The sequence below is a fragment of the Neokomagataea thailandica NBRC 106555 genome, from assembly GCF_001598495.1.
Taxonomy (GTDB): Bacteria; Pseudomonadota; Alphaproteobacteria; order Acetobacterales; family Acetobacteraceae; genus Gluconobacter; species Gluconobacter thailandicus_A.
In genome coordinates, this window is record NZ_BCZB01000016.1 from 46,029 (window position 1) to 68,259 (window position 22,231).

The window sequence follows — 22,231 nt, forward strand, 5'->3', positions numbered from 1 at the left end:
AGAAACGATCAGTGGGATTGAATAATGCTCTCTCGATTGCATCAACAGGCTTGTCTGCGGTGCAATATGCAATGTCGGTTTCATCCCAGAATACGGCAAATGCAAGCACTGCGGGTTATATTGCAGAACAGCCAACAGTCATGGCGAGTGCAAGCGGAAGTGGCGTGATCATTGCGGGAACACGCCTTACGGTTAATACTCAGGTCCAATCGGCTCTTTACGCTCAAAATAGTGATGTTTCGTATGAAAATACCAAACAAAATTCTTTATCAATTATTTCTTCTCTGCAAGGGTCAACCTCTTCTGATCCGGGAGCGAGCGGAACATTATCAGATTTATTAGGGAATGTTCGCTCATCATTACTGTCATTATCCTCTTCTATCAGTAGTAGTGCAGCACAGAGCACAGTGGTGTCGTCATCGAATAATCTTGTGCAGATGTTGAATGGTTTGAGTTCTGGTATTCAACAGCAAAGACAAAATGCACAGGATGGAGTTGTCTCTTCCGTACAAGATATCAATACAAACTTAACCACCATTGGGGCCTTATCAAGCAAGATCATGACTCTAAAAACGGCTGGAAAAGATACGGCTGATCTGGAAAATCAGCGCTTTACGGCCCTGAATTCACTTGCGAATGACATAAACATTTCGTGGAAAGTGTCATCTAATGGAGATATGAGTATTTCAACGGCAGATGGCCTGGCGCTACCAACGCGTATGGCACCACCATCTGGGCAGGGGGTAGTCTCAAATAATTTCCCTCTTATGACATCAAATGCCGCAGTCTCGGTCAGTTCATGGTATCCTGGGCAAGGCAATAAAAATGCTCTTCCGGGCATTATGTTGAATGGAGTTGATATCACACAGAGCCTTAAAGGCGGCTCAGTGGGAGCAAATATAGAGTTGCGGGACAATATTTTGCCAGTGATGCAGGCACAAAGCGATTCATTTGCATATAGTTTAGCGAGCCGTTTTCAAGCGCAGGGTATGCCGCTTTTTACGGATTCTTCAGGGTATGTTCCAAATGCTGATCAAACAAACCTTCCACCACAAGGGAGTTTGGGGTTTGCGCAGTCTATACGTGTTTCAGCGCAGTATCAGATGACACCGTCTTTGCTTGGGGCGGATATGACAGGGGGTGTCCTTAAAAATGTTCTATCCAATACGTTTGGCTCGTCTTTGGCGAGCGCCCCTAGTGAAGGGTTGGGGGCGTCTGGCGCGTTAAGAACAGGATATAGCGGGCAGAACGACATTATTGGACTAGCAACAGCTCTGACCTCTGATCAAGCCGCGCAGGCAGCAGATGCAAGCAGTAATCTGTCCTTGGCAAAAACAACGCAGACAAGCCTTGCTTCGCAGTTTTCCAGTACATCTGGTGTATCGGTCGATAAAGAGATGGCCAATGTGGTGGCATTGCAGAACGCTTATTCTGCTAATGCAAAGGTTATTTCTGCTGTTCAGACAATGTTTACGTCATTGCTTAGTGCTATTGGAGGGTAACCATGACCGGTATTGTAGCGGATATGGGGTATGGTACTTCTTTTTATGGAATGGCAGCAGCAGTTAATACATTGTCGGCGCGGCAAGATGTTTTACAGGCGGAAGTATCGACTGGGGTAAGAGCACAGGACTATGCGGGGCTTGGGGCATCTCGGACGCAAGCATTGGCTTTGCAGCCTGCTATGACACAGGTGGCAGCGTGGACAACAAACGTGCAAGAAGCGCAAGCTCAGTTATCGTCTAGCCAGAATGCGCTGAAACAAATTTCGGATATGTCATCACAATTTACAAAGACTATAGAGACTTTGGTGGGAACGCCTTCTGCATCGTCCCTTGAAGCTGTGTCACAATCAGCACGGGATTCTTTAACGGTTCTGGGCAATGCTTTGAACACGAAGTATGGAGAACATTATATTTTTTCAGGAAATACGGGAGAACCTCCTGTAAATGGAGATTTATATTCTTCTAATATGAGTAAAGATATTGCGAGTATAGTAAGCTCATTGGGTGAACAGGGTGGGCAGGGAGTGTTGCAGTTGTCGTTGCAACAGGCGTCCGCAGCAGGAAAAAACTCCCCCTTTTCTCAAGCGCTTTCGAGCGCGCCACAAGATGTAGCCGGACGTGCAAACCAAGTTCAAACGGGGCCATCTGGAACGCAGATTGTTGGGTGGGTTGCTACGCAAGGTGGAGTACCTTCTGCTGAAACGACCGGCTCTCCCATTCGAGATTTGATGAGAAATTTAATGGTTGTTTCGTCTTTGGGGCATGTGTCCGTGGGGAGTGATGGTTATAAATCCCTTATTGCGGGTATTCAGGTGTCAAATAACACTGTGAATACAGGGTTGGCTAATGCTGCGGCGGATATGGGCATTCAGCAAAATACATTAACAATACAGTCATCTTTTTTGACGCAGATGAACTCATCTCTCATGAGCCAGCTTGGTCAAGCAAAAGATGCTGATATTGCAATGGTTTCTACACAATTGACAGACACACAAAACCAATTGAAAGCATCGTATAGTTTGATCGCGGATATGAAGGGTATGATGCTCGCAAATTATATTTGAAAGCGTTGAAAAAAGAATGCGCTCATCGCATATCTACAAGGAACATCTCATTAAGGAGGTTTATCGGTATGAGTGATGCGTCTGGTCATGTTGAAAAGCGCGCTTTTAGCGCAGAAGTTGGGCGTTTGCTCGATTTGGTTGTGCACTCCCTGTATTCAGATCGGGAGATTTTTCTTCGTGAACTGGTCGCTAATGCTGCGGATGCGACGGATAAGCGCCGCTTTGAAGCATTAACGAACGCCTCTTTGGCACTGCCGGAGAATGCATCTATCCGCATCGCTCCGGATAAAGACGCTAAGCGTCTGGTGATTGCTGATGATGGTATAGGTATGTCACATGATGAGCTTGCTGAAAATTTAGGGACGATTGCACGTTCAGGTACACGCCAATTTGGTGAAAAGCTGAGTGAAGCGAAACCAGAAGAACGCCCGAGCCTGATTGGTCAGTTCGGCGTTGGTTTCTACGCGGCGTTCATGGTGGCTGATCATGTGAATGTGACGTCGCGTAAGGCAGGCTCTGATGAGGCATGGACGTGGTCATCAGACGGTAAGGGTGATTTCACACTTGCACCTGCAACGCGCTCTACGCCGGGCACAGAAATTGAGTTGTCCTTTAAGGATGACGCTGTTGAGTTCCTTGATCCATTCCGCCTTCGTTCGATTATTCGTAAATGGGCAGATCACATCTCATGGCCGATTACGTTGCAAGAAATCAACGAAGACGGTACGAGCGAAGAGAAGCCTGCGAACGAAGGGACTGCGATTTGGCGTAAGCCAAAATCAGAGATCACCTCTGAGCAATATACGGAGTTTTACCGTCACGTTGCCCGTGCGTTTGATGAGCCTTATGTAACACTGCATTGGAGTGCAGAAGGCACGACAGAATTTACGTCGCTGCTGTTCATTCCAGGTGCGCGTCCGTTCGATTTTATGGAGCAATCACGCGAGAGTCGTGTGCATCTTCATGTTCGCCGTATGTTCATTACGGATGAAGCAGAGTTGTTGCCAAATTGGATGCGTTTTGTTCAGGGCGTTGTTGATACAGAAGACCTGCCACTGAACGTATCGCGTGAAATGCTTCAGGCAACGCCGACGTTGCAACGTATCCGTAAGGCTGTGACCAAGCGCGTTCTGAACGAAATTCAGAAGCGTGCAAAAGATGCAGCACCAGAATTTAATACGTTCTGGGAAAACTTTGGCCCGGTTGTAAAAGAAGGTCTTTGGGAAGATGCGGAATATCGTCAAGAAATTGCGAAATTCGCTCGTTTCCACTCAACGCATAATGACGAACTAACAACACTGGATGCGTATATTGAACGCATGAAGGATGGTCAGGACGTTATTTACTACCTGACTGGTGATAACCTTGATGCGCTGCGTAGCTCAGCACAGTTGGAAGGTTTTCGTGCTCGTGGTTTAGAAGTTCTGTTGTTGGCTGATCCGGTTGATGCTTTCTGGCCGGAGCGTTTGCACGCCTTCAATGATAAGGCATTGCGTTCTGTCGTGCAGTCTCATGGTGACTTGGAAAAGTTTGAGACTACCGAGGATGAAGGTGAGAGCCCAGCGGATTTGGACAAACTTCTTCCTGCATTGCGTGAGGCTCTAGGGGATGCCGTTAAGGACGTGCGTGGCACGGTGCGCCTGACGGGGAGTGCTGTGGTGATGACATTTGAAGGTGGCCCAGACTTGGCGATGCAGCGTTTGATGCGTCGTTCCGGTCAAGGTATGCCGGAGATGCCACCTGTGCTGGAAATTAACCCTCGCCATGCTTTGATTCGTACTTTGGCAGAGCGTGCGGAACGTGATGCTGATATTTCAGAATATGCTCATATTCTGCTGGATCTTGCACGTGTGCAGGAAGGGGAAGCCGTGCCTGACCCAAGTGGGTTTGCGCGTCGTTTGTCCGGTGTTTTGGCGCAAGGTGGAGCAGTATAAGTTTCATGAATGCGTAGGTGCTGAGTGTAAAAGCTTAGCACTTTGTTAGTGCTCTTTCGGCCATGCTTTCCTGAGGAGGAAGGCATGGCCGAAATTGTAATGAGTTCAGTCTTTTTAGACAATATTCAGGCGGCTTTCGCAGCAGGGCAGCGTGGTGAACCGCAGAATGCTCTGTGTCATCTACACATTGCTCTTGAGCAGATGCCAGAGACGGCACGCGCAGCTTTTTTGGTCGCTGGTGTGTATGAGCACTGCGCGGCATGGCGAGAGGCGGCGAAGTATTACGTAAAATCGTTGCAATATGATGTGACAGACTTGCGGGTGTGGCATCGCCTTGGGGTTGTACGGTTGGCTTATGATGACTTTGAGGGGGCGCTCGCGGCTTTACGTTACGTATGCGCAGCAGCACCACGAGAAGGGCATTATGCCGTTGATTACAGTATGGCGCTTGCACGTGTGGGGCAGTTTGAGGAAGCGCTGCAAGCAGCTGAGCACGCTTTGGTGCTCAATCCAGATGATGTGTTCGCCCTTAATAATGCGGGTCATGCATTGCAAAGCCTCAACCAATCACAACGAGCTTTGGCGTATTATGATCGCGCTGTGGCGCTGGCGCCGGAACAGCCGTGTGTTCGTTTTGGCCGAGCGACGGCTTTGTTGAAATCAGGTGATTTCCAACAGGGGTGGCGAGAGTATGAGTGGCGCTGGAAGGATTGCCAAAACGTTAGAACGGACGTGATGGCCCCTGTATGGGAAGGGGAGTCTTTAGTAGAGAAAACGATCCTTGTGCATCATGAGCAAGGCTATGGTGATAGTTTACAGTTTCTACGGTTGATTCCGCTTTTAGCACAGACTGGCGCATGTATCATTTTACAGGTACCGCCAGCATTGTTCCGTTTAGCTGAGTTGGTGGAGGGTGTTGCGGATGTCTGTGCGATACTTGACCCGGGGCAGCATGTAGATGTGCATTGTCCTTTGCTTAGCTTGCCTGCTCGTATGGTGTCTGCGCCTGTAGAGAACTCCAAACTGCCTTACTTGAAGCTGAAAGCAGAAGATAATCTTGTAAAATCGGTGGTCCCATACCGGAAGCTTGTTGTGGGGCTAGTTTGGGCCGGAGATCCGCGGCCGCACGATACGAAGGCGCGGCAGACGGATTATAGGCGCAGCCTTTCCTTGGATATTTTGGCACCGTTATTTGCTTTTGATTCGGTGGAATATGTGAGTTTTCAAATGGGAGAAGCGCGCCATCAACGTCTAAAATACGCCCATTTTTTAGCAGATGGCACGGAAGGTATTACGGATTTTTATGAGACGGCCAGGCGTTTATCAGGGGTAGATCTTTTGATTACGGTGGATACGTCTATCGCTCATCTTATGGGAGGGCTTGGGCGGCCTGTATGGCTGTTATCGCGCTATGATGCCTGTTGGCGTTGGGGGGAGTGTGGTGAGGAGACGGAATGGTATCCGTCGATGCGTATTTTTAGACAAGCTAAGCCGGGGGAGTGGGCTCAGCCTGTGCAGGATGTTGTGCGGAGTTTACACGAAATGGTGCGGTTAAAAGCGGCGGTAGAGTAGATCTGTTGGGTTTTTACCGGCTTCTTTAAGGGCCTGATCCACCGTATGGTGCAGGGGAGATTTGGAGCAAATAGGGTCCGTATTGGCGGCATTACCTGTGAGGGCGAGAGCCTGACAACGGCAGCCTCCCCAATCTTCTTCTTTCTTCGGGCATGAGCGGCAAGGTTCTGGCATCCAATCCGTGCCACGGAAGAGATTAAACAATTCAGAATCGAACCAAATCTCATTTAGAGATGTGTCTTCTACATTAGGGAAGGCAACATTTGGAATAATTTCAGCAGCATGGCAGGGCAGAACGCGCCCGCTAGGCGTGATGTTTATGAAACGCCGTCCCCAGCCATCCATGCAGGGTTTGGGGGTTTCTGCGTGATAATCTGGGGTGACATAATCAATGGCTAAGCCACCCTTGCGTTGTTCATCTTCAACAAAGCGCGTGGCATCGTTCAACTGCTCACGGCTGGGTAGGAGAGCAGAACGATTTTTGAGGCCCCATCCGTAATATTGTGTGTGTGCAATTTCGACGCGCTGGGCTTTCAGGTCACGAGCAAGGGTAAACATGTCCGGGATGCGTGCGATATTTTCACGGTGCACAACAAAATTGAGGGTGAGAGGAATGCCTAGTTCGTTAATGAGCCGTGCAGCCTCTAATTTGCGGGGTTGAGCATTTTTCAGGCCGCCAATGCGCTCTGCGCCTTCATTGGTGACGTCTTGGAACGAGAGTTGGATATGGTCCAAACCCGCATCGTCAAGGGCTGCTAATGTGTCTTTATTGAGTAAAATGCCAGACGTTATGAGATTGGTATACAGGTTGAGAGAGCGAGCATGGCGGATAAGCTGTGGCAGATCCGGACGGGCCATGGGCTCCCCGCCGGAGAAGTGCACTTGTAAAATGCCCATTTCAGCAGCTTGATCGAGTGTTTTGAGCCAACCTTCCGTGCTCATTTCGGCTGCACGGCGCTCTAACTGGAGCGGATTGGAGCAATAAACGCAGGCAAGGGGGCAGCGATGTGTCAGCTCAGCCAGAAGGCTCATAGGGGCTGCAATGGTCACGCCCGCAATGCTCTTTTTTCCGTCAAATCATTCAAGAGCGTAAGGACATCGTTGGTGATGAGGTCGCGGGGAGCATCATAACGTACGCTGAGCGTATCAATTATGGTCGCAATACTACGCTCTCCATCGACTAAACGGAGAATTTCAGGCGCGGCACCTTCGAGGATTAATGCTTTTTCAGGTGCTTGAATGAGCCATAAGTCACGTACTTTATCGTGTTGTAGGCGGTACCCGCGTGCGAGAGATGGGACGCGCGTTTGCGCGTCCTGTGGTGGTGGTGTGGTCATGGAATAAAGGCACCAGGAGGAATGTTGCCGTTAATATAGGCATGATCGAGGGCGTCGAGCATGGTCCAGAGGACAGAGCATTTGAACTCAAGAGCTGCCAGAACGGCTTCTTGCTGTTCAATGGTTTTTGCGTGTTCACGGACATAGGCGAGTGCGAAGTCTGAATCACGTGGTGCTTGGGTCAGGCGTGGGGTGAAGTAAGCGAGTGTATCGTGGGAAATGAAGTCGTAATGCTGGAGCATTCCCGAGACGCGTTCGCTGATGATGGTCGGCGAGAAGAGTTCTGTGAGAGATGACGCAATGGCTTCCAGAATGGAGCGGTCCCGTACAAAGTGGATATAGGCTTCGACGGAGAAGCGCGTGGCCGGAAGTAGGCCTTTCAAGCTTTCCACATAGTGCCGGTCAAGGCCGAGGCCGTCTGTCAGAACGAGCCAGCGGGCAACGCCTCCGGTGCCGGGTTCGGTGCCGTCATGATCTTCAATACGGCGGCGCCATTCACGCCGTAATTCGGTGGTTGGCAGACGTGCGAGAAGTGTCGCGTCTTTTGCGGGGATGCTTGCCTGATAATAATAGCGGTTAAGAGCCCATGCTTGCACTTGCTCTTTGTTGAGCAAGCCATCGTGTAATTTACGGTGGAAAGGGTGCTTGTTGTGGTAGCGCTCAGCGCCGATTTGGCGCAGGCGGTCTTCAAGCTGGTCTGGTGTCAGGCTGGCCGTGAGGGGGGCGGTCATGGGGTTTCCAATCTGAAGGTCATTCCGTCTGCAGCGATGGTCCAACCCGCTTGGGTTACGGCATCGCGCTCTGGGCTGTTGTCCAGCAGGATGGGATTTGAGTTATTGATATGGATCAGCACTTTTTGAGGTTTTGCGCAGTCTTTGAAGCTTGCCATTGGTCCGTCCGGGTCAGCGACGGAAACATGGCCCATGCGTTTCCCTGTTTTTGGACTTAATCCTGCGCGGATCATTTCATCATTGCGCCATAATGTGCCATCAAACAGGAGCAGGTCTGCTTGCTCCGCGCGGTGTATAATATCGGCTGTGATATCAGCACATCCGGGGATGAAGAGCAGGGTCTGTGTACCATCAGAGACACTTAGCCCAAGCGTTTCATCGGGGCGTGAGCCTTCAGCTTCGGCGTAGAGAGGTGCTTTGCCTGGTACGGCAAAAGCGGTGAGTGTCAGGCCGCTCTCACTGCCATCTTTGTGGTGTAGCGGGCAGGGTTCATCAAGCTGTAGAGCAATGCGCGGCACGATGGCGGGGTCAAGAGCGCCAAAAATAGGGTTGGCGTTGAGTTGCTCCAAGGTCGAGGTGCTGGCCATGAGCGAAAATGGTTCACGCTCACGCAAGGTGAGGAGGCCTGTAATCGCGTCAATTTCGCCGCATGTGAGAATAACAGATTGAATTGGTGTGTGACGAAATTGCCCGTCTTGCTCAGGTGCGGGGTGCAGAGCAGGATTTTCGTTGATTTGCTGTCGTATGTCAGGCGCGGCATTAAAGAGAAACCAACGTTTGCCATCACCACTAACGGCAACAGAGGCCTGTGTGCGTGGGGATGTCCCATTGTGTTGGCGTGCTGCAATACAACCGGGTGCAGCCGAATTCCATTGAGGAAAGCCGCCGCCAGCTCCCGAACCGAGGACGAGGAGATCAATCATAAGATAATGGCCGCTGCAAAAGGTGACATCACCTATACCGCATGCCGTGCTTGGTGTGTGCCGTCAACATAACCGGCTCCTTCTATCCAGAAAGAACCGGTTTTTCTGCGAAAACCTTACTTGGTTTTGCCGCAGACATAAGAGTTGATTTCTGCGCCCAGTGGGATTTCGGTAACTTTAGGTGTGTTCCAAGCCATGATGTGTTCCATTCCTGTCATGGGAAAAGAGAGAATGCACTCCCGATATGTGGGCAGAATGTCTGTTCTTGGGGGGGGAGTTCAAGAGTAATTTTGTATAGAACACAAAAACGTGTAGTCGCTTAGATGGTTCTTTTCGATTAATTTGCTCATCTTTAGGCACTCTATGTCAGGCTCTAAGACTGAAAAAATGCTCAACGGGTCACAACAAGGTGCTGAAACCGCCGGAAGCGCGCCGGGCAAAACCACCGCTAAACCGAGAAAAAAGCCATCTTTTCGTTGGGATGGTGATGATGCGTCTTTGCCGCATTATACCTTGCCGGAGAGTGCGTGGCGTAAGCACATTAATGTCCGGGATATGTGCTTAATTGTCTTGGCCGTTCTTGCGGTATTTTATTCTTTATATTTTACGGCACCGATTCTTTTGCCGTTTGTGTTTGCTGTTGTGTTGAATCTGCTCATGTTGGCACCGATGCGTTTCATGACACAAAAACTTCATTTTCCACGACATTTAGCCGCTTTATTGTTGATTGTTGCGATGTTTGGGATTGTTGGTGGTATTGCGACGACAATTTCCGTGCCCGCCGCAGGGTGGTTGTCGCGTGTGCCACAAGCCTTGCCTGCCTTGCAGCAGAAAATGGCCCTCTTACGCGGGCCAATTGATGCATTGCAGTCTGATTATGTGCGGTTATCAGCGCTGTTTAATGGGCATCATGTTGTGCGTGCTTTGCATGCTAATTCATCATTGGGTGGTGATGGCGCTTTATCACGCTTTGGTTCATCCGTTTTGGCTGGCACGCGTGATTTTGCTGATGGATTTTTTTCCATGCTGCTGATGCTGTTTTTCCTGATGACGGAGGGTGACACGCTGTTGCGGCGGGTGGTCGAAATTATGCCGACTTTTGCAGAAAAGCGGCGTGTTGTGCAGATGGCTTTGCAGATTGAGCGTAATGTTTCCGTGTATCTGGTAACGGTTACCATTATGAATGTTTTGGTGGGCGTTTTGAATGTTATTCAATGTTGGTTAACAGGTGTTCCTAATCCATTATTATGGGGGGTGCTTGCATTTTTATTGAATTATATACCCATTATTGGACCACTTACAGGAATGGTGGTTTATTTTGTTGTAGGTCTGTTTAGTTTTTCATCTGTGGTTCATGCACTTATTCCGCCGTTGATTTATCTTTTTGTACATATTTTAGAAGGCGAAACGATTACGCCGATGCTGTTAGCGCGGCGCTTTACGTTAAACCCAGTATTTGTGGTTGGATCATTGTTATTTTGGGATTGGATGTGGGGTATCTCGGGGGCAATTTTGTCGGTGCCGATGCTTGCCGTCTTTAAGATCATTTGTGATCATATCGAGGTTCTTGCTCCTTTTGGGCATATTCTCGGCGGGCCTCCACGGCGCAGTTTGGGCAATACTTTGGCAGCGCAGTTGCAGCATGAGTCGTAATATCGGCTGTAAAATAGGATGGCGTTCCGCAGAGAGGCTGGGCAGAGGTTCTGGCTTGGGGGACTGAGAGGGCTGTTTTCAGGGCGACAGTTTTCAGGCATGAAACAGGGCAATCATGATGCCGCCCTGTATTATGGGTGGCGAGCGTAACAAGGAGTTCCTTATGACGCGCCCGTCTCGCCGTGGGGTTTGTTTTATTATTTCGGCGCCATCAGGTGCCGGAAAATCCACGATTGCCAATGCTCTACGCGCTTCCGAGCCTTCTTTGAAGCATTCTGTGTCGGTGACAACGCGTCAGCCACGCCCTGGGGAAGTAGAGGGCGTTCATTACCATTTTCGTGATTTAGAGACATTTCGTTCCATGGCAGAAAATGGTGAACTGCTTGAATGGGCGGAAGTGTTTGGCCGTGGGTATGGGACGCCGCGTCAGCCAGTAGAAGAGGCTTTGGCTGCTGGTTACGATATGGTCTTTGATATTGATTGGCAGGGGCACCGCTTGATGCGTGCGGCTATGCCAGAGGATGTTGTTAGTTTGTTTGTCCTGCCGCCTTCTTTGGAAGAGTTGGAGCGGCGTTTGCACCGCCGTGCGTCAGATCATCCAGAAGAAATTGAAAAGCGGATGCGTGCTGCTTTGGACGAGATTTCGCATTGGTCTGAGTTTGATCATGTGATTGTTAATAATGAGCTGGATTCCGCGATTGGTCAGGCGCGTTCGGTTTTACAGGCAGCGCGACAGGTCACGCGCCGTCAGACGGGGATTGCGGAAATGGTAAAAACATTTTCGCGTTAAAGTGAGTCATGGCGTTTACACTCATGTGTAGACGCCTTTTTTGTGGGCGGCTTGTGTGGGTTGGTGTCGTTGGTGAATTTTAAGAGCGGTGGACTGTCTGTCGTTGCTCTGCAAAAGCAGTGCGTTGCAGATGTGTGGTCGCTTGCTCAACAATGGTGAGCTTTTCACGAGGCGCTTACGGACGCTAAGGCGTTTGCCTAAGGAACGTGGCCTGATGGGCTGACAGCTTGAAAAGAAGTTGTATTTTTAGGGAGTCATGACAGTCATTTGTCGATAAATGGCTGGATGATTGTTTGTAAATCGTCTCTTGAGTGACGTGAAAGGCCTCTAGGGTCAAGGCCATTGTGTCGAAGTGGTCCTGCGTGCAGAGTGAACGCAATAAAAACCCGTGCGTATTTTCTGGGGAATGCTTTATTTTTTGGTATGTTCTGGCTGGGGCGGGAGGATTCGAACCTCCGCATGGCGGAATCAAAATCCGCTGCCTTACCGCTTGGCTACGCCCCAAGAACGAGAGCCTTTTAATCCAACTTTTGGGGGCGCGTAAACCCCCTTTTTTCAATATTCGACTTCTAAATCGTGATTAGGGAGCGTTGAGCGGTTGAGAGCTTGGTGAAGCTTCTGACGAGGGGAGGGTTGAAGGGCACCAAAACGCTCAGCTTTTTCGAGGTTTTTTTCGAGGGCAGCCATGGTGGTGCCGAGATCTGCGCTTTCGTCTTTATGCCACGTGTTGAGCGAGAGGGCCCAAATGCCGGAAATAGCTTTAATGCGCAAAGCACCGCGCAATCCGGAGCCATCAATGCCTGCCGTTTCTGCAATCCAGCGCATGGAATCGAGAGTTAAAGCGCCGAGCAAGGCGGCGAGAGGGGGATCTAGCGGTAGTGCCTGCATGACGGCCTGCACACCTGAGCGATATTCTTGCAGAACATCAAGGCGGCGCATGAGAAGGTCAAAGAGGCGCTCTTTGATTGCTCCTTCGCTTTCATCGCGTAGAGCGCTGCTATCGGCGAGTTGAGAAAGGGTGATGAGGAGTTTTGCTTTGTAGGGAAAGCGTGCGCGCACGGCGTCAACAGGTAAGTTCGCGTCGGCTGCGGCATCAACCAGTGAAAAACGGTGCCAGCCTTCTGAGCCAGCGCGGTCAAAGGCAGCGCGGAGAAGAGCAGAGTCAAATGGGTTCACGGGCGTGTCACTGTGTAATGATGCGCCATCGGGTGTCTTGAATCCGTCGTCCATCTGCATCTCCTGAAACCTATTTATGCCGTTCTCTGCGAGAGAATCGTGTTTTTGTCCAGTCAGTTGCATAAGATGGCGGCTAAACTGGGAGAATAGGCGTTACTGGAGTGGTAATTTTCCAGTAACGCGATGTTGCGTCTTAGCCGGCTAATTCTTCAGCGCGGTGAACAGCGGCAGAAATGGCTTTGTCAACTGCACGGGGCCATGCTTCTTCTTGCATGAGTTCCGAAAGAGCAGCAGCTGTTGTGCCATTGGGGCTTGTGACAGCTTTACGCAATGTCTCGGCATCATCCGGGAGTTCATTGAGCATGCGCCCGGCGCCGTAGATGGTACCGCGAGCGAGACGGCGTGCTGTTTCGGCGGAGAGGCCGTGTGCTTGGCCTGCTTTTTCAAGCAGTTCTGCCAAAAGAAACACATAAGCTGGGCCGGAACCTGCGAGTGCCGTTACGCCGAGTAGGTCTTTTTCTTCGCTGACTTCGACAACGTCTCCTACAGCGGAGAGGAGGTCATGACAGAGGCGCGTTTGTGCTTCTGTGCAGTCAGGGGCAGCGTAGAGGCCGCTTACACCGGCACCGATGGTTGATGGGGTGTTGGGCATAGCGCGCAGCGTTGGGCATTTCTGCCCGGCTTTTTGCGCTGCTGCGCTGAGGGAGGCGCAGGTACGTCCGGCCATTACGGAGAGGAACGCGGCGTTTTCTAGACGCTGCCCGAGGGTTTGCGTCAGAGAGGTGATCACGTCATCTGCGACGGCGGGTTTAACGGCAAGGACGATGATGTCTGGCGCAAAGTCGTCCGGTACGCTGTCTGCGCTGCGAATGATGGTGACATTCTCATTATCGCAGTTTTTGTGGCGGTCCAGCACGACCATGCGTGGTGGGTTGGGAGAAGCAAGCCAACCATCAAGGAGGGCACCGCCGAGTTTTCCGCAGCCTGCAAGAAGAATGGAGGTGGAAGGCATGGTCAAGCGTCTCCGATACAGTCAAGCATTGCGGCATCCAGCGCATTTTGAGGGGTTTGGCCGCCCCAAAGCGCGAATTGGAATGCCGGGTAAAAGCGATCACACTCTGAGAGTGCAATATCAATCAAGTCTTCCATGCTTTCGCTTGGGAGAGAAGGGGCACCACGTGTTAGGAGAGTGTGGCGGTATGAAGGGATTTTGCTTTCTGCATCAAGGGTGAAGTGTCCTACCCACAGGTGGTTATTCGCGAGAGCAATGAGTTCATACACATCATTGCGTGTTGTTTTGGGGGACTTCAAATCGAAGATGCAGTTGAGGTGCAGGGCGGCTAATTCGTCTGACCATGTAAAGATCAGTCCGTAATCCCCCCATTGGCCAGGCGCTTCGGCCACCATTTCGTTGGGGCCAAGGCGTTCAAATTCCCATTCATACAAGCCGAGGACTTGTTCCATGAGGTCAAGCGGGTGTGATTCGCTTTCGGAGTGGGACGAGGTGTTCAAGGCAGGCATCGCGGGTCTCCCAAGGCCGTGGAAGTTCCCGCCGGTGGCGCGCCGGCGGGCGCTCCATCTGTGTCTGCATAACTGACCGCGTAAACGTGATCAGATCACAACACGTTATGGATGGAGTGCCCGGAGTGCAAGAAGAACATGCAGGGGAGTGCTGCATGTTCTTTCCTCTGTTGCCTTATGAGCAACAGAGGGTGTGCTGATGTTAAGCGGAGGCCATGCCGCGCAGTACGTAAGGCAGGATGCCGCCATGCTGGAAATAGGCCACTTCATCAATCGTATCGACGCGGCACAGTAGTGGGACGCTTTGTGTGCTGCCGTCTTGGCGGGTGATGGTCATGGTAAGGGTTTTGCCCGGTGCCAGATCGTCAATGCCTTCGATGGCAATGGTTTCTGAACCATTGAGGCCGAGGGTTTTACGGGTGGTGCCCGGTTCAAAGGTCAGCGGTAGAACGCCCATACCGACGAGGTTTGAACGGTGGATGCGCTCAAAGCTTTCGGTGATGACGGCGGTAATACCGAGGAGGCGTGTGCCTTTAGCCGCCCAGTCACGGGAAGACCCCATGCCGTATTCTTTGCCGCCGAAGACAACGAGTGGTGTTCCAGCCTCTTCATAACGCTTTGCGGCGTCATAGATCGGCATGACGGTGCCGTCTGGCTGGAAGGAGGTCATGCCGCCTTCTGTGCCGGGGGCCATTTCGTTGCGGATTCGGATATTGGCAAAGGTGCCACGGACCATGATGCGGTCATTGCCACGGCGGGAGCCGTAGGAGTTAAAATCACGCACGGGGACTTGGTGTGATTGCAGGTATTCACCAGCGGGGGTGCTGGCGGCAATCGCTCCGGCGGGGGAGATATGGTCTGTGGTGATATTATCACCGAGTAGGGCCAAGATACGTGCGCCGGTAATGTCTTTGCGTGGTGCAGGTTCTGCTGTTAGCCCATCAAAATAGGGTGGGTTTTGCACATAGGTGGAGCTTGGCTGCCAGTTAAAGGTGGCAGAATCCGCTGCTGCGCCGAGGGCTTGCCACTCTGGGGTGCCTTCGGTGATTTTGCCGTAGCGTTCAACAAAGGCTTCACGCGTGACGGCGGAGCCGATGAGTTCAGCGACTTCGGCATTGCTGGGCCAGATGTCTTTCAGGCGTATTTCTTGACCGTCTGGACCATGGCCGAGAATTGCTGTGGTGATATCCTCGCGCATGGTGCCGAAGAGCGCGTAAGCGACGACGAGTGGCGGGCTGGCAAGATAGTTTGCGCGGACGTTCGGGGAGATACGCCCCTCGAAGTTGCGGTTGCCAGAGAGAACGGAGGTTGCCACGAGGCTGTTTTCTTCGATTGCATCGACGATGTTTTGCGGCAATGGGCCGGAGTTGCCGATGCAGGTGGTGCAGCCATACCCGACTGTATCGAAGCCCAGCGCGCTGAGGTCTTCGGTCAGGTTCGCGCGGTCCAGATAATCGGTGACGACTTGAGAGCCCGGCGCGAGGGATGTTTTGACCCATGGCTTAGGCGTCAGGCCCAAAGCGCGTGCTTTGCGTGCGACGAGGCCAGCAGCGATGAGTACGGCGGGGTTGGATGTGTTCGTACAGGAGGTAATGGCTGCGATCACGACGGAGCCGTGGCCGATGCTATAATCGGTTCCTGCGACGGGAGCGGTGGTTTGTGTCTTGTCTGCTGCAACACCGAGCGTTTCGGTCAGGGCTTTTTCGAAAGATGGTGCGGCGACATCGAGGGCGACGCGGTCTTGCGGGCGCTTTGGGCCTGCGAGGGAGGGGCGTACGGTTGAGATGTCGAGAGACAAAGACGAAGTGAAGACAGGGTCTGGCGTGTTGGCATCACGGAACATGCCTTGTGCGCGCAGATAGGCTTCCGTCAGGGCGATTTGGTGTTCATCACGGCCTGTTTGGCGCATGTAGTCGAGCGCTTGTGCATCGACCGGGAAGAAACCGCAGGTTGCGCCATATTCGGGGGCCATATTGGCGATTGTGGCGCGGTCTGCCAGTGGTAGATCATTTAGCGCTGGGCCGTAGAACTCAACGAACTTACCGACAACGCCTTTTGCCCGCAGCATCTGGGTGATGGTCAGAACGAGGTCTGTTGCGGTTGTGCCTTCAGGGAGTTTGCCTTCCATGCGGAAGCCGATCACATCCGGGATCAGCATGGCGATGGGCTGGCCGAGCATGGCGGCTTCCGCCTCAATGCCGCCCACGCCCCAGCCGAGAACACCGAGGCCGTTGACCATCGTGGTATGGGAATCGGTGCCGTAGAGTGTGTCTGGGTAGGCGTAGGTGGTGCCGTCAATCTCACGGGTCCAGACGACGCGGGAGAGATATTCCAAGTTCACTTGATGGCAGATGCCAGCGCCGGGCGGCACAACGCGGAATTGGTCAAAGGCTTGTTGGCCCCAGCGCAGGAAGGCGTAACGCTCGCCGTTACGTTCGAACTCGCGGGTGACGTTTTGCTGGAGCGCGTCTTCGCGGCCAGAGACATCCACCATGACAGAGTGGTCAATGACCAGATCCACCGGGACGAGTGGGTTCACGCGGCGAGGGTCACCACCAAGGGTAAGAATACCATCACGCATGGCGGCAAGATCCACGACGGCAGGAACGCCGGTGAAGTCTTGCATCAGGATGCGGGCAGGTTTGAAGGGGACTTCCTGCGTGGAGCTAGCGTTTTTGAGCCAGTCTGCAATGGCTTGGGCGTCTGCTTCTGTGTAGCTGGTGCCGTCTGTGAAGCGGAGGGTATTTTCCAGCAGGATTTTGAGGCTGACGGGCAGGCGGGAAATATCGCCAATCTTCTCCGCTGCTGCGGGTAGTGAAAAGTAGCGGTAGGAGCGGCCATCAACGCTTAGGTCACGGCCAGCATTCAGGAGGTCGTTGCCGACGAGTTTCATACAAATATCTCCGAAAGGGCGTGATTAGCGGATAGCGCGCAGCAGGGCTTGTGTGACGTCTTCTGTGGTGGCGGAGCCGCCGAGGTCACGGGTGCGGACGCCGTCGACTTCAATGATGTGTTTCATGGCGTTGTCGAGGCGTTGTGAGAGGTCGATGCGGCCAACATGGGCGAGCATCATGCTGCCAGCCATCATCAGAGCCAGTGGGTTAGCAATGCCTTTACCGGCGATGTCCGGTGCGGAGCCGTGGACGGCTTCAAACAGGCCCATGGATTCACCGATATTCGCGCCGGGCGCCATGCCAAGCCCACCGACGAGGCCTGCTGTCAGGTCAGACAGAATATCGCCAAACAGATTGGTCGTGACCATGACGTCATATTGTTCTGGCTTCACGACCAGTTCCATGGCGCAGGCATCGACGATTTTTTCTTCGACGGCGACGCGGCCTTCATATTCTGCGGCGACGCGGCGGCCTTCTTCCAAGAACAGCCCACTGAGGATTTTGAGGATGTTGGCCTTATGGACCAGTGTAACCTTCTTGCGGCCGTTCTTCAGGGCGTATTCGAAGGCAAAGCGCACGATGCGGTTACATTCTGTGCGGGTGTTGTAGCCAGCGCCATACGCAACGGCTTGTGGGTCATTCCCTGAAGGCAGGTAGTGCTCCATCGCGGCGTAAAGACCTTCGACGTTTTCACGGATCACGACGAGGTCAACATTCTCATAGCGGCCGCCGGGCACGAGCGTATGAGTGGGGCGGACATTCGCATAGAGGTCAAATTTTTGACGCAGCGTGACGTTGATGGAGCGGAAGCCTTTGCCGACCGGAGTCGTCAGCGGGCCTTTGAGCACCAGGCCGGTGCGTTTGATGCTTTCGAGGGTTTTTTCTGGCAGAGCGGTGCCTTCTTTTTCGAAAGCGCCGAGGCCGGCTTCTTGGCGGTCCCATTCGAAAGGAGCGCCGAGTGCATCGAGGACAGTTGTGACGGAGGCTGTAATGTCGGGACCGATACCGTCACCGGCGATGAGGGTGGCGGGGATGCGTTCGACGTGTGCGTTGGTCATTGGAACGTCCTCTAGCGTCAATATGTGGGTTAGGACCTTAAGATAGATCCTAATCTATGGAGCGGTTGTACTGATGAACGTCATGGTCAGGCAATGTTTGCATGAGGCAATTGTTATACCTTAAAGGTATGGGATGATTGAGCTACGTCATCTCCGTGCAATGATTGCAATTGCTGAGGAGGGTAATCTTACTCTTGCGGCAGAGCGTTTGGGTATTCAGCAGCCGCCTTTGACGCGGCTTTTACGAAAAGTTGAGCAAGAATTAGGGGTTATTCTGTTCGAGCGTCATGCACGCGGAATGCGTCTAACGCCAGCCGGACGGACGTTGTTAGATGGGGCATATGATATTGTTGACCGGCTGGATGAGGCGGTGCGCGATGTTGGGCGTGTGATGCGGGGGGAAAGTGGTGAACTGGCGGTTGGTTTTACGAACTCCGCTATGTGCCACCCGAGTCTGCCAGCCGTGTTGGGCGATTTTCGGCAGCGCTGGCCAGATGTGGATGTGAGCCTTACGGAAGGAAATTCAAGCCAATTGCTTGGGGCGCTGCGTGATGAGCGTGTTGATGTGGCCTTTGTGCGGGCGTCGATTCCAGATGCGTCTGATATTGTGGTGGAGCAGCTTTTTGATGAACCTATGGTTGTGGCGGTGCCGGTTCATCATCGGCTTGCTCAAGGTGTTTGTGAGGGTGGGATTCGCTTGGGGGAGTTAGAGGGCGAAGACTTCATCTTGTATCAAAGTCAGTACAATAACGGTTTGTACCGTACGATTGTTGATGCGTGCCATGGTGCAGGTTTTGCGCCGAACATCCGCCAGAAAGGACCGCAGCTTATGGCAGCCCTTAACTTGGTAGCGGGAGGTCTTGGACTGTCGATTGTGCCGCAATCTATGCAAGAGCACCACCCGGTTCAAATCCGGTATTTGCCATTATCAAAAAAGACACCTTTGACAGCATCGCTGTATTTGGTTTTTCGGTCAGTCCGAATGCATGGGGCAAAGCTGTATTTTATTCATCAGGCACGAAAAATGCGGTTTTCCGCGCTTTATACGGGCTTGTGACATTTTTTTTGCATGAGATCGCATTTTTTTCTTGAAACTGAAAAGTAAGATTGCCACTCTCTTAATTGAGCTCAGGATTTCCCCAGAAGAGCTCTAGGAGGTCAGAAATGAACTTCATGATTACCTCACCGTTTTACTTTGAAATTGCGATGATTTTTGTTGGGTTATTTGCGGCAGCGACGTGTAGTGGGATTTTGAGACCATCCCTGTCTTACGCTCGCGTAAGGCACCGACGATAGCGTCCCTTATGGGACGCGTTTTTTTCACAAGTGAAGGTAAGAGGTTGCAACTTCTTTAGCCTTGATAGTTTATTGCGTTATGGCTTTTATATATCGCACCCCCTGTACCGCTATTCCCAAAACTGGTCGCACGGGTGTGCTGCTGGTTAACCTCGGCACACCGGATGATACGGGGTATTGGGCAGTTCGACGGTATCTCAGCGAATTTTTGTCAGATAGACGCGTTATTGAAGCGCCGTCTCTTCTCTGGCAGCCCATTTTGCAGGGGCCTGTTTTGGCACGCCGGCCTTTCGCAAGTGGTGCGAATTATGCGCGTATTTGGGACCGTGAGCAGAATGCTTCTCCTTTGCGGGTGTATACCCAGCGCCAAGCAGAATTGCTGAAAGAGCGTTTTAAGCAGGAAGATGTACCGGTTGCGTGGGGCATGCGTTATGGCAAGCCGTCTATTGCTCAAGCGGTTGATGAACTGATGGATCAGGGCTGTGATCGTATCATCAGTCTCCCGCTTTACCCCCAGTATTCTGCGACGACGACGGCGACGGCTAATGATCAGCTTTTTCGTGCTTTGATGCGGTTGCGGGGTCAGCCTTCTGTGTTGACGGTTCCGTCTTTTCCAGATCATCCATTGTTTATTAAAGGTCTTGAAGAGTCGGTACGTCGGACTTTAGGTGGGTTAAGCTTTAAACCGCAGCGTTTGGTTGTGTCTTTCCATGGTCTGCCTAAAATTTGTGTTGATAAGGGGGATCGTTACCGTGAGGAGTGCGAGCGTACGACAACAGCGCTGCGCTCTGCCTTGGATTTACGTGACGAGCAAATGCCTTTGACGTTCCAATCTCGTTTTGGGCCGATGGAATGGTTGCAGCCTTATACGTCTGAATTTGTGTCTAAACTGCCAGAGCAGGGCGTGACGCGTATTGCTGTGATTACACCTGGTTTTATGGCGGATTGCATTGAGACATTGGACGAAATCGGGAATGAACTTCGTGAGGAGTTTGTGGACGCAGGCGGTGAAGAGTTTGCGCTGGTTCCGTGTTTGAATGATGATGTGGCGGCTATTGATTTGATTGAAGCTCTGACGCGACAAGCATTGAAGGGCTTTGCGGCGTAGTGTTAATGTTTGTTTGTGTGTGAAAAAACCCGCCTGAACAATCAGGCGGGTTTTTTGTTTTTAGTGCTGTGGTGCAGCAGCAGAAGGTTGTTGGTTGCTGCCGGTGTCAGGGTGTTCGGCATCGTACCAAGCGGCTTTTTGTTTTACAGACGATGCATCATGGTGACTTTGCCACCAGCTTGCTTTTTGGTCTGGTGCTGCGGGATGTTCTTTATCCCAGAGAGCAGCCTTTTCAGCGAGGCTTTTACGGTATTGGTGGCGTGTGTACATACCAGCGACGCAACCACCGATGGCACCAAGGACGCCATGCTTGACAAGATGACCGCCAACAGCGCCAGCAGCGCCGTATTTTAGGCAGCCACCGGGTTCTGCCAGAGCCGGAGAGGCTGTGGTGAGTGCGGTGAGGAGTAGTACGCCACGAAGAGTGCGGTTCATAAAAATCTCCTGAATACGGCAAGTGAATATGCTCTCCTTGGATAGGAGGAAAGTGATGGCTAATCAACAGCTCTTCCTATCTGAATGAAATTAGAGCTTGAAAAATGAACGCATTTCTAATAAGTATTGTGGCATTAAGCCATTAATAATTTTTGGCTTAATAAATTTCAATAAAAATTTTAAATTTTTCTAATATGTTTTCATATAAGGACTGATTGTGGTTGAGCCTTTTGTGGATTTATCAGGTATTTTGAATGTGATCCCAACGCATTATGAAAGTTGGGCAGCATTTTTGATTATTTTTTGTAAATTAATCACTGTTTTTACACCCCCGCCAGAAATGAATTCATGGCTTTATCGGGTGTATAAAGTGATTTCTTTATTGGGTCTTAATGTGGGGTGGGCCACTAACTGCATTGTAGATGTTAAAGAGAAGGGAGAGAAAAATGAAAAAATAAATAATTAAAAAACACGAAATTAAACGACCAAATATAGGATTTATTTTATGTCTTTTACATCCGTATCTTCTCTTGAAAATCTTATTAATCAAAGTTTTGGTAAGTCTGACACTGATAATGTGCAGCAGACGGTGCGTATTGGTGGGATGGTGGCCCAAGGTGTGCTGGAAGCATTGGTGTCACATTTGAGCCTGCATGTGAATGTGAGTGATGTTGATGCCGCGATTGCGAAAATTTTTGATGGTGCCGCAGCGCTCGAGAAAGCGTTGATTGTGCCGGAAGCTGTACCGACACAGGCGGCATCTGGAGTACCCGTGACGCCGTGACGGTGAATTTGATTATTCTTGCCTTTGTAGTCTTATTGACTATGGGGGCAGGGGTTTTGTTGTATCGCGCTGGTATGCGAGGGCGGCAGGGGCAAACGGCTCAGCACGATATTGTGGCGGTTCAAGTGGAAAATGCTGCGCTGTTGCAAATGGCTCAGAGCCGTGCAGATGCGCCGAGAACGCGTGATGAGTTGTTGCTTGCGCTGAATCGAGGGGATGCATGAAATATGTGATGCTTTTGGGCAGTGTGGTGTTTTTGAGTGGTTGTACGGTGGCGCAGCCTCATGCGTTCTGTCCGGCGATGCATGGCTGGGATAAGGCATTTCAGCACGCTATGGCGGGGGAGGTTCTTGCTCATTGGCAGGACTGCCCGGCATTGTTGCAAGCTGCGATGCAACTCGTTGAACTCCATCGTGCGTGTGGTGTTCAATAAGGCGTTTTTATGGGGGG

At 51.6% G+C, this 22,231-nt stretch carries 23 protein-coding genes and 1 tRNA gene; 12 read left to right on the top strand and 12 right to left on the bottom strand.

Annotation, left to right across the window (positions count from 1 at the left end; all coding sequences use genetic code 11):
• Positions 1–11: 11 nt before the first annotated feature.
• From flgK to NTH01S_RS06880, 4 genes are all read left to right on the top strand, one after another.
• On the top strand, positions 12–1,502 hold the full coding sequence (gene flgK / locus NTH01S_RS06865; protein ID WP_068171495.1) for a flagellar hook-associated protein FlgK: 1,491 nt from the start codon (positions 12–14) through the stop codon (positions 1,500–1,502).
• A 2-nt stretch (positions 1,503–1,504) separates the two neighbouring features.
• On the top strand, positions 1,505–2,569 hold the full coding sequence (locus NTH01S_RS06870; RefSeq protein ID WP_068171498.1) for a flagellin: 1,065 nt from the start codon (positions 1,505–1,507) through the stop codon (positions 2,567–2,569).
• A 68-nt stretch (positions 2,570–2,637) separates the two neighbouring features.
• The gene (gene htpG / locus NTH01S_RS06875; RefSeq protein WP_068171501.1) at positions 2,638–4,503 is read left to right on the top strand and encodes a molecular chaperone HtpG; all 1,866 of its coding nucleotides are present in this window, start codon (positions 2,638–2,640) and stop codon (positions 4,501–4,503) included.
• 84 nt (positions 4,504–4,587) lie between these two features.
• Complete coding sequence (locus NTH01S_RS06880; protein WP_068171502.1) at positions 4,588–6,075, top strand: tetratricopeptide repeat protein; 1,488 nt, start codon at positions 4,588–4,590, stop codon at positions 6,073–6,075.
• Here NTH01S_RS06880 and pqqE read toward each other — a convergent pair.
• From pqqE to pqqA, 5 genes are all read right to left on the bottom strand, one after another.
• Complete coding sequence (gene pqqE, locus NTH01S_RS06885) at positions 6,055–7,125, bottom strand: pyrroloquinoline quinone biosynthesis protein PqqE (RefSeq protein WP_068171505.1); 1,071 nt, start codon at positions 7,123–7,125, stop codon at positions 6,055–6,057. The two genes, NTH01S_RS06880 and pqqE, sit on opposite strands and share 21 nt — an antisense overlap.
• Positions 7,122–7,412 (bottom strand): pyrroloquinoline quinone biosynthesis peptide chaperone PqqD, encoded by a 291-nt coding sequence (gene pqqD, locus NTH01S_RS06890; RefSeq protein WP_068171506.1) that lies wholly within the window; start codon positions 7,410–7,412, stop codon positions 7,122–7,124. The genes pqqE and pqqD overlap by 4 nt, the downstream gene beginning before the upstream one ends.
• Complete coding sequence (gene pqqC, locus NTH01S_RS06895) at positions 7,409–8,143, bottom strand: pyrroloquinoline-quinone synthase PqqC (protein WP_068171510.1); 735 nt, start codon at positions 8,141–8,143, stop codon at positions 7,409–7,411. The genes pqqD and pqqC overlap by 4 nt, the downstream gene beginning before the upstream one ends.
• Positions 8,140–9,066 carry a pyrroloquinoline quinone biosynthesis protein PqqB gene (gene pqqB / locus NTH01S_RS06900; protein ID WP_068171513.1) on the bottom strand — a complete coding sequence of 309 codons (927 nt, stop codon included), beginning with the start codon at positions 9,064–9,066 and terminating at the stop codon, positions 8,140–8,142. Before pqqB ends, pqqC begins: the two co-directional genes overlap by 4 nt.
• A gap of 116 nt (positions 9,067–9,182) precedes the next feature.
• Entirely contained in the window at positions 9,183–9,284 is a 102-nt protein-coding gene (pqqA, locus tag NTH01S_RS11590) for a pyrroloquinoline quinone precursor peptide PqqA (RefSeq protein WP_306307471.1), read from the bottom strand.
• Between the two features lie 145 nt (positions 9,285–9,429).
• On the opposite strand from pqqA, the gene NTH01S_RS06905 reads away from it, so the two are divergent.
• Positions 9,430–10,719, top strand: coding sequence for an AI-2E family transporter (locus NTH01S_RS06905; RefSeq protein WP_084367099.1), 1,290 nt, complete (start codon positions 9,430–9,432; stop codon positions 10,717–10,719).
• A 163-nt stretch (positions 10,720–10,882) separates the two neighbouring features.
• The gene (gene gmk / locus NTH01S_RS06910; RefSeq protein ID WP_084367113.1) at positions 10,883–11,509 is read left to right on the top strand and encodes a guanylate kinase; all 627 of its coding nucleotides are present in this window, start codon (positions 10,883–10,885) and stop codon (positions 11,507–11,509) included.
• Between the two features lie 429 nt (positions 11,510–11,938).
• On the opposite strand, the gene NTH01S_RS06915 is transcribed toward gmk, so the two are convergent.
• The 6 genes from NTH01S_RS06915 to NTH01S_RS06940 all read right to left on the bottom strand — a co-directional run bounded on the left by NTH01S_RS06915 (position 11,939) and on the right by NTH01S_RS06940 (position 18,158).
• Positions 11,939–12,013 (bottom strand) — tRNA-Gln (locus tag NTH01S_RS06915).
• Between the two features lie 51 nt (positions 12,014–12,064).
• Complete coding sequence (locus NTH01S_RS06920) at positions 12,065–12,739, bottom strand: TetR family transcriptional regulator (protein ID WP_068171515.1); 675 nt, start codon at positions 12,737–12,739, stop codon at positions 12,065–12,067.
• Positions 12,740–12,878: 139 nt separating this feature from the next.
• A complete protein-coding gene (proC, locus tag NTH01S_RS06925; protein WP_068171522.1) occupies positions 12,879–13,697 on the bottom strand; it encodes a pyrroline-5-carboxylate reductase in 819 nt (272 codons plus the stop codon).
• Between the two features lie 2 nt (positions 13,698–13,699).
• Positions 13,700–14,206 carry a type III secretion system chaperone family protein gene (locus NTH01S_RS06930; RefSeq protein ID WP_068171524.1) on the bottom strand — a complete coding sequence of 169 codons (507 nt, stop codon included), beginning with the start codon at positions 14,204–14,206 and terminating at the stop codon, positions 13,700–13,702.
• Between the two features lie 202 nt (positions 14,207–14,408).
• Positions 14,409–17,099: an aconitate hydratase AcnA gene (gene acnA / locus NTH01S_RS06935; protein ID WP_068171528.1), complete on the bottom strand. Its 2,691-nt coding sequence runs from the start codon at positions 17,097–17,099 to the stop codon at positions 14,409–14,411.
• A gap of 24 nt (positions 17,100–17,123) precedes the next feature.
• Positions 17,124–18,158: an isocitrate/isopropylmalate dehydrogenase family protein gene (locus NTH01S_RS06940; RefSeq protein WP_068171531.1), complete on the bottom strand. Its 1,035-nt coding sequence runs from the start codon at positions 18,156–18,158 to the stop codon at positions 17,124–17,126.
• A gap of 133 nt (positions 18,159–18,291) precedes the next feature.
• Here NTH01S_RS06940 and NTH01S_RS06945 point away from each other — a divergent pair, with 133 nt between their 5' ends.
• Both NTH01S_RS06945 and hemH read left to right on the top strand, forming a co-directional pair.
• Entirely contained in the window at positions 18,292–19,215 is a 924-nt protein-coding gene (locus tag NTH01S_RS06945; RefSeq protein ID WP_068171534.1) for a LysR family transcriptional regulator, read from the top strand.
• A gap of 318 nt (positions 19,216–19,533) precedes the next feature.
• Positions 19,534–20,562: a ferrochelatase gene (gene hemH, locus NTH01S_RS06950; protein ID WP_068171537.1), complete on the top strand. Its 1,029-nt coding sequence runs from the start codon at positions 19,534–19,536 to the stop codon at positions 20,560–20,562.
• 60 nt (positions 20,563–20,622) lie between these two features.
• On the opposite strand, the gene NTH01S_RS06955 is transcribed toward hemH, so the two are convergent.
• Positions 20,623–20,997, bottom strand: a complete 375-nt coding sequence (locus NTH01S_RS06955) for a hypothetical protein (protein WP_068171541.1) — start codon at positions 20,995–20,997, stop codon at positions 20,623–20,625.
• Positions 20,998–21,214: 217 nt separating this feature from the next.
• Here NTH01S_RS06955 and NTH01S_RS06960 point away from each other — a divergent pair, with 217 nt between their 5' ends.
• From NTH01S_RS06960 to NTH01S_RS06975, 4 genes are read left to right on the top strand one after another with little or no spacing between them, the layout of a single operon-like run.
• Complete coding sequence (locus NTH01S_RS06960; protein ID WP_068171544.1) at positions 21,215–21,463, top strand: hypothetical protein; 249 nt, start codon at positions 21,215–21,217, stop codon at positions 21,461–21,463.
• A 39-nt stretch (positions 21,464–21,502) separates the two neighbouring features.
• On the top strand, positions 21,503–21,781 hold the full coding sequence (locus tag NTH01S_RS06965) for a hypothetical protein (protein ID WP_068171548.1): 279 nt from the start codon (positions 21,503–21,505) through the stop codon (positions 21,779–21,781).
• A complete protein-coding gene (locus NTH01S_RS06970) occupies positions 21,778–22,005 on the top strand; it encodes a hypothetical protein (protein WP_157070897.1) in 228 nt (75 codons plus the stop codon). Before NTH01S_RS06965 ends, NTH01S_RS06970 begins: the two co-directional genes overlap by 4 nt.
• Complete coding sequence (locus tag NTH01S_RS06975; protein WP_068171553.1) at positions 22,002–22,214, top strand: hypothetical protein; 213 nt, start codon at positions 22,002–22,004, stop codon at positions 22,212–22,214. Before NTH01S_RS06970 ends, NTH01S_RS06975 begins: the two co-directional genes overlap by 4 nt.
• Positions 22,215–22,231: the final 17 nt, after the last annotated feature.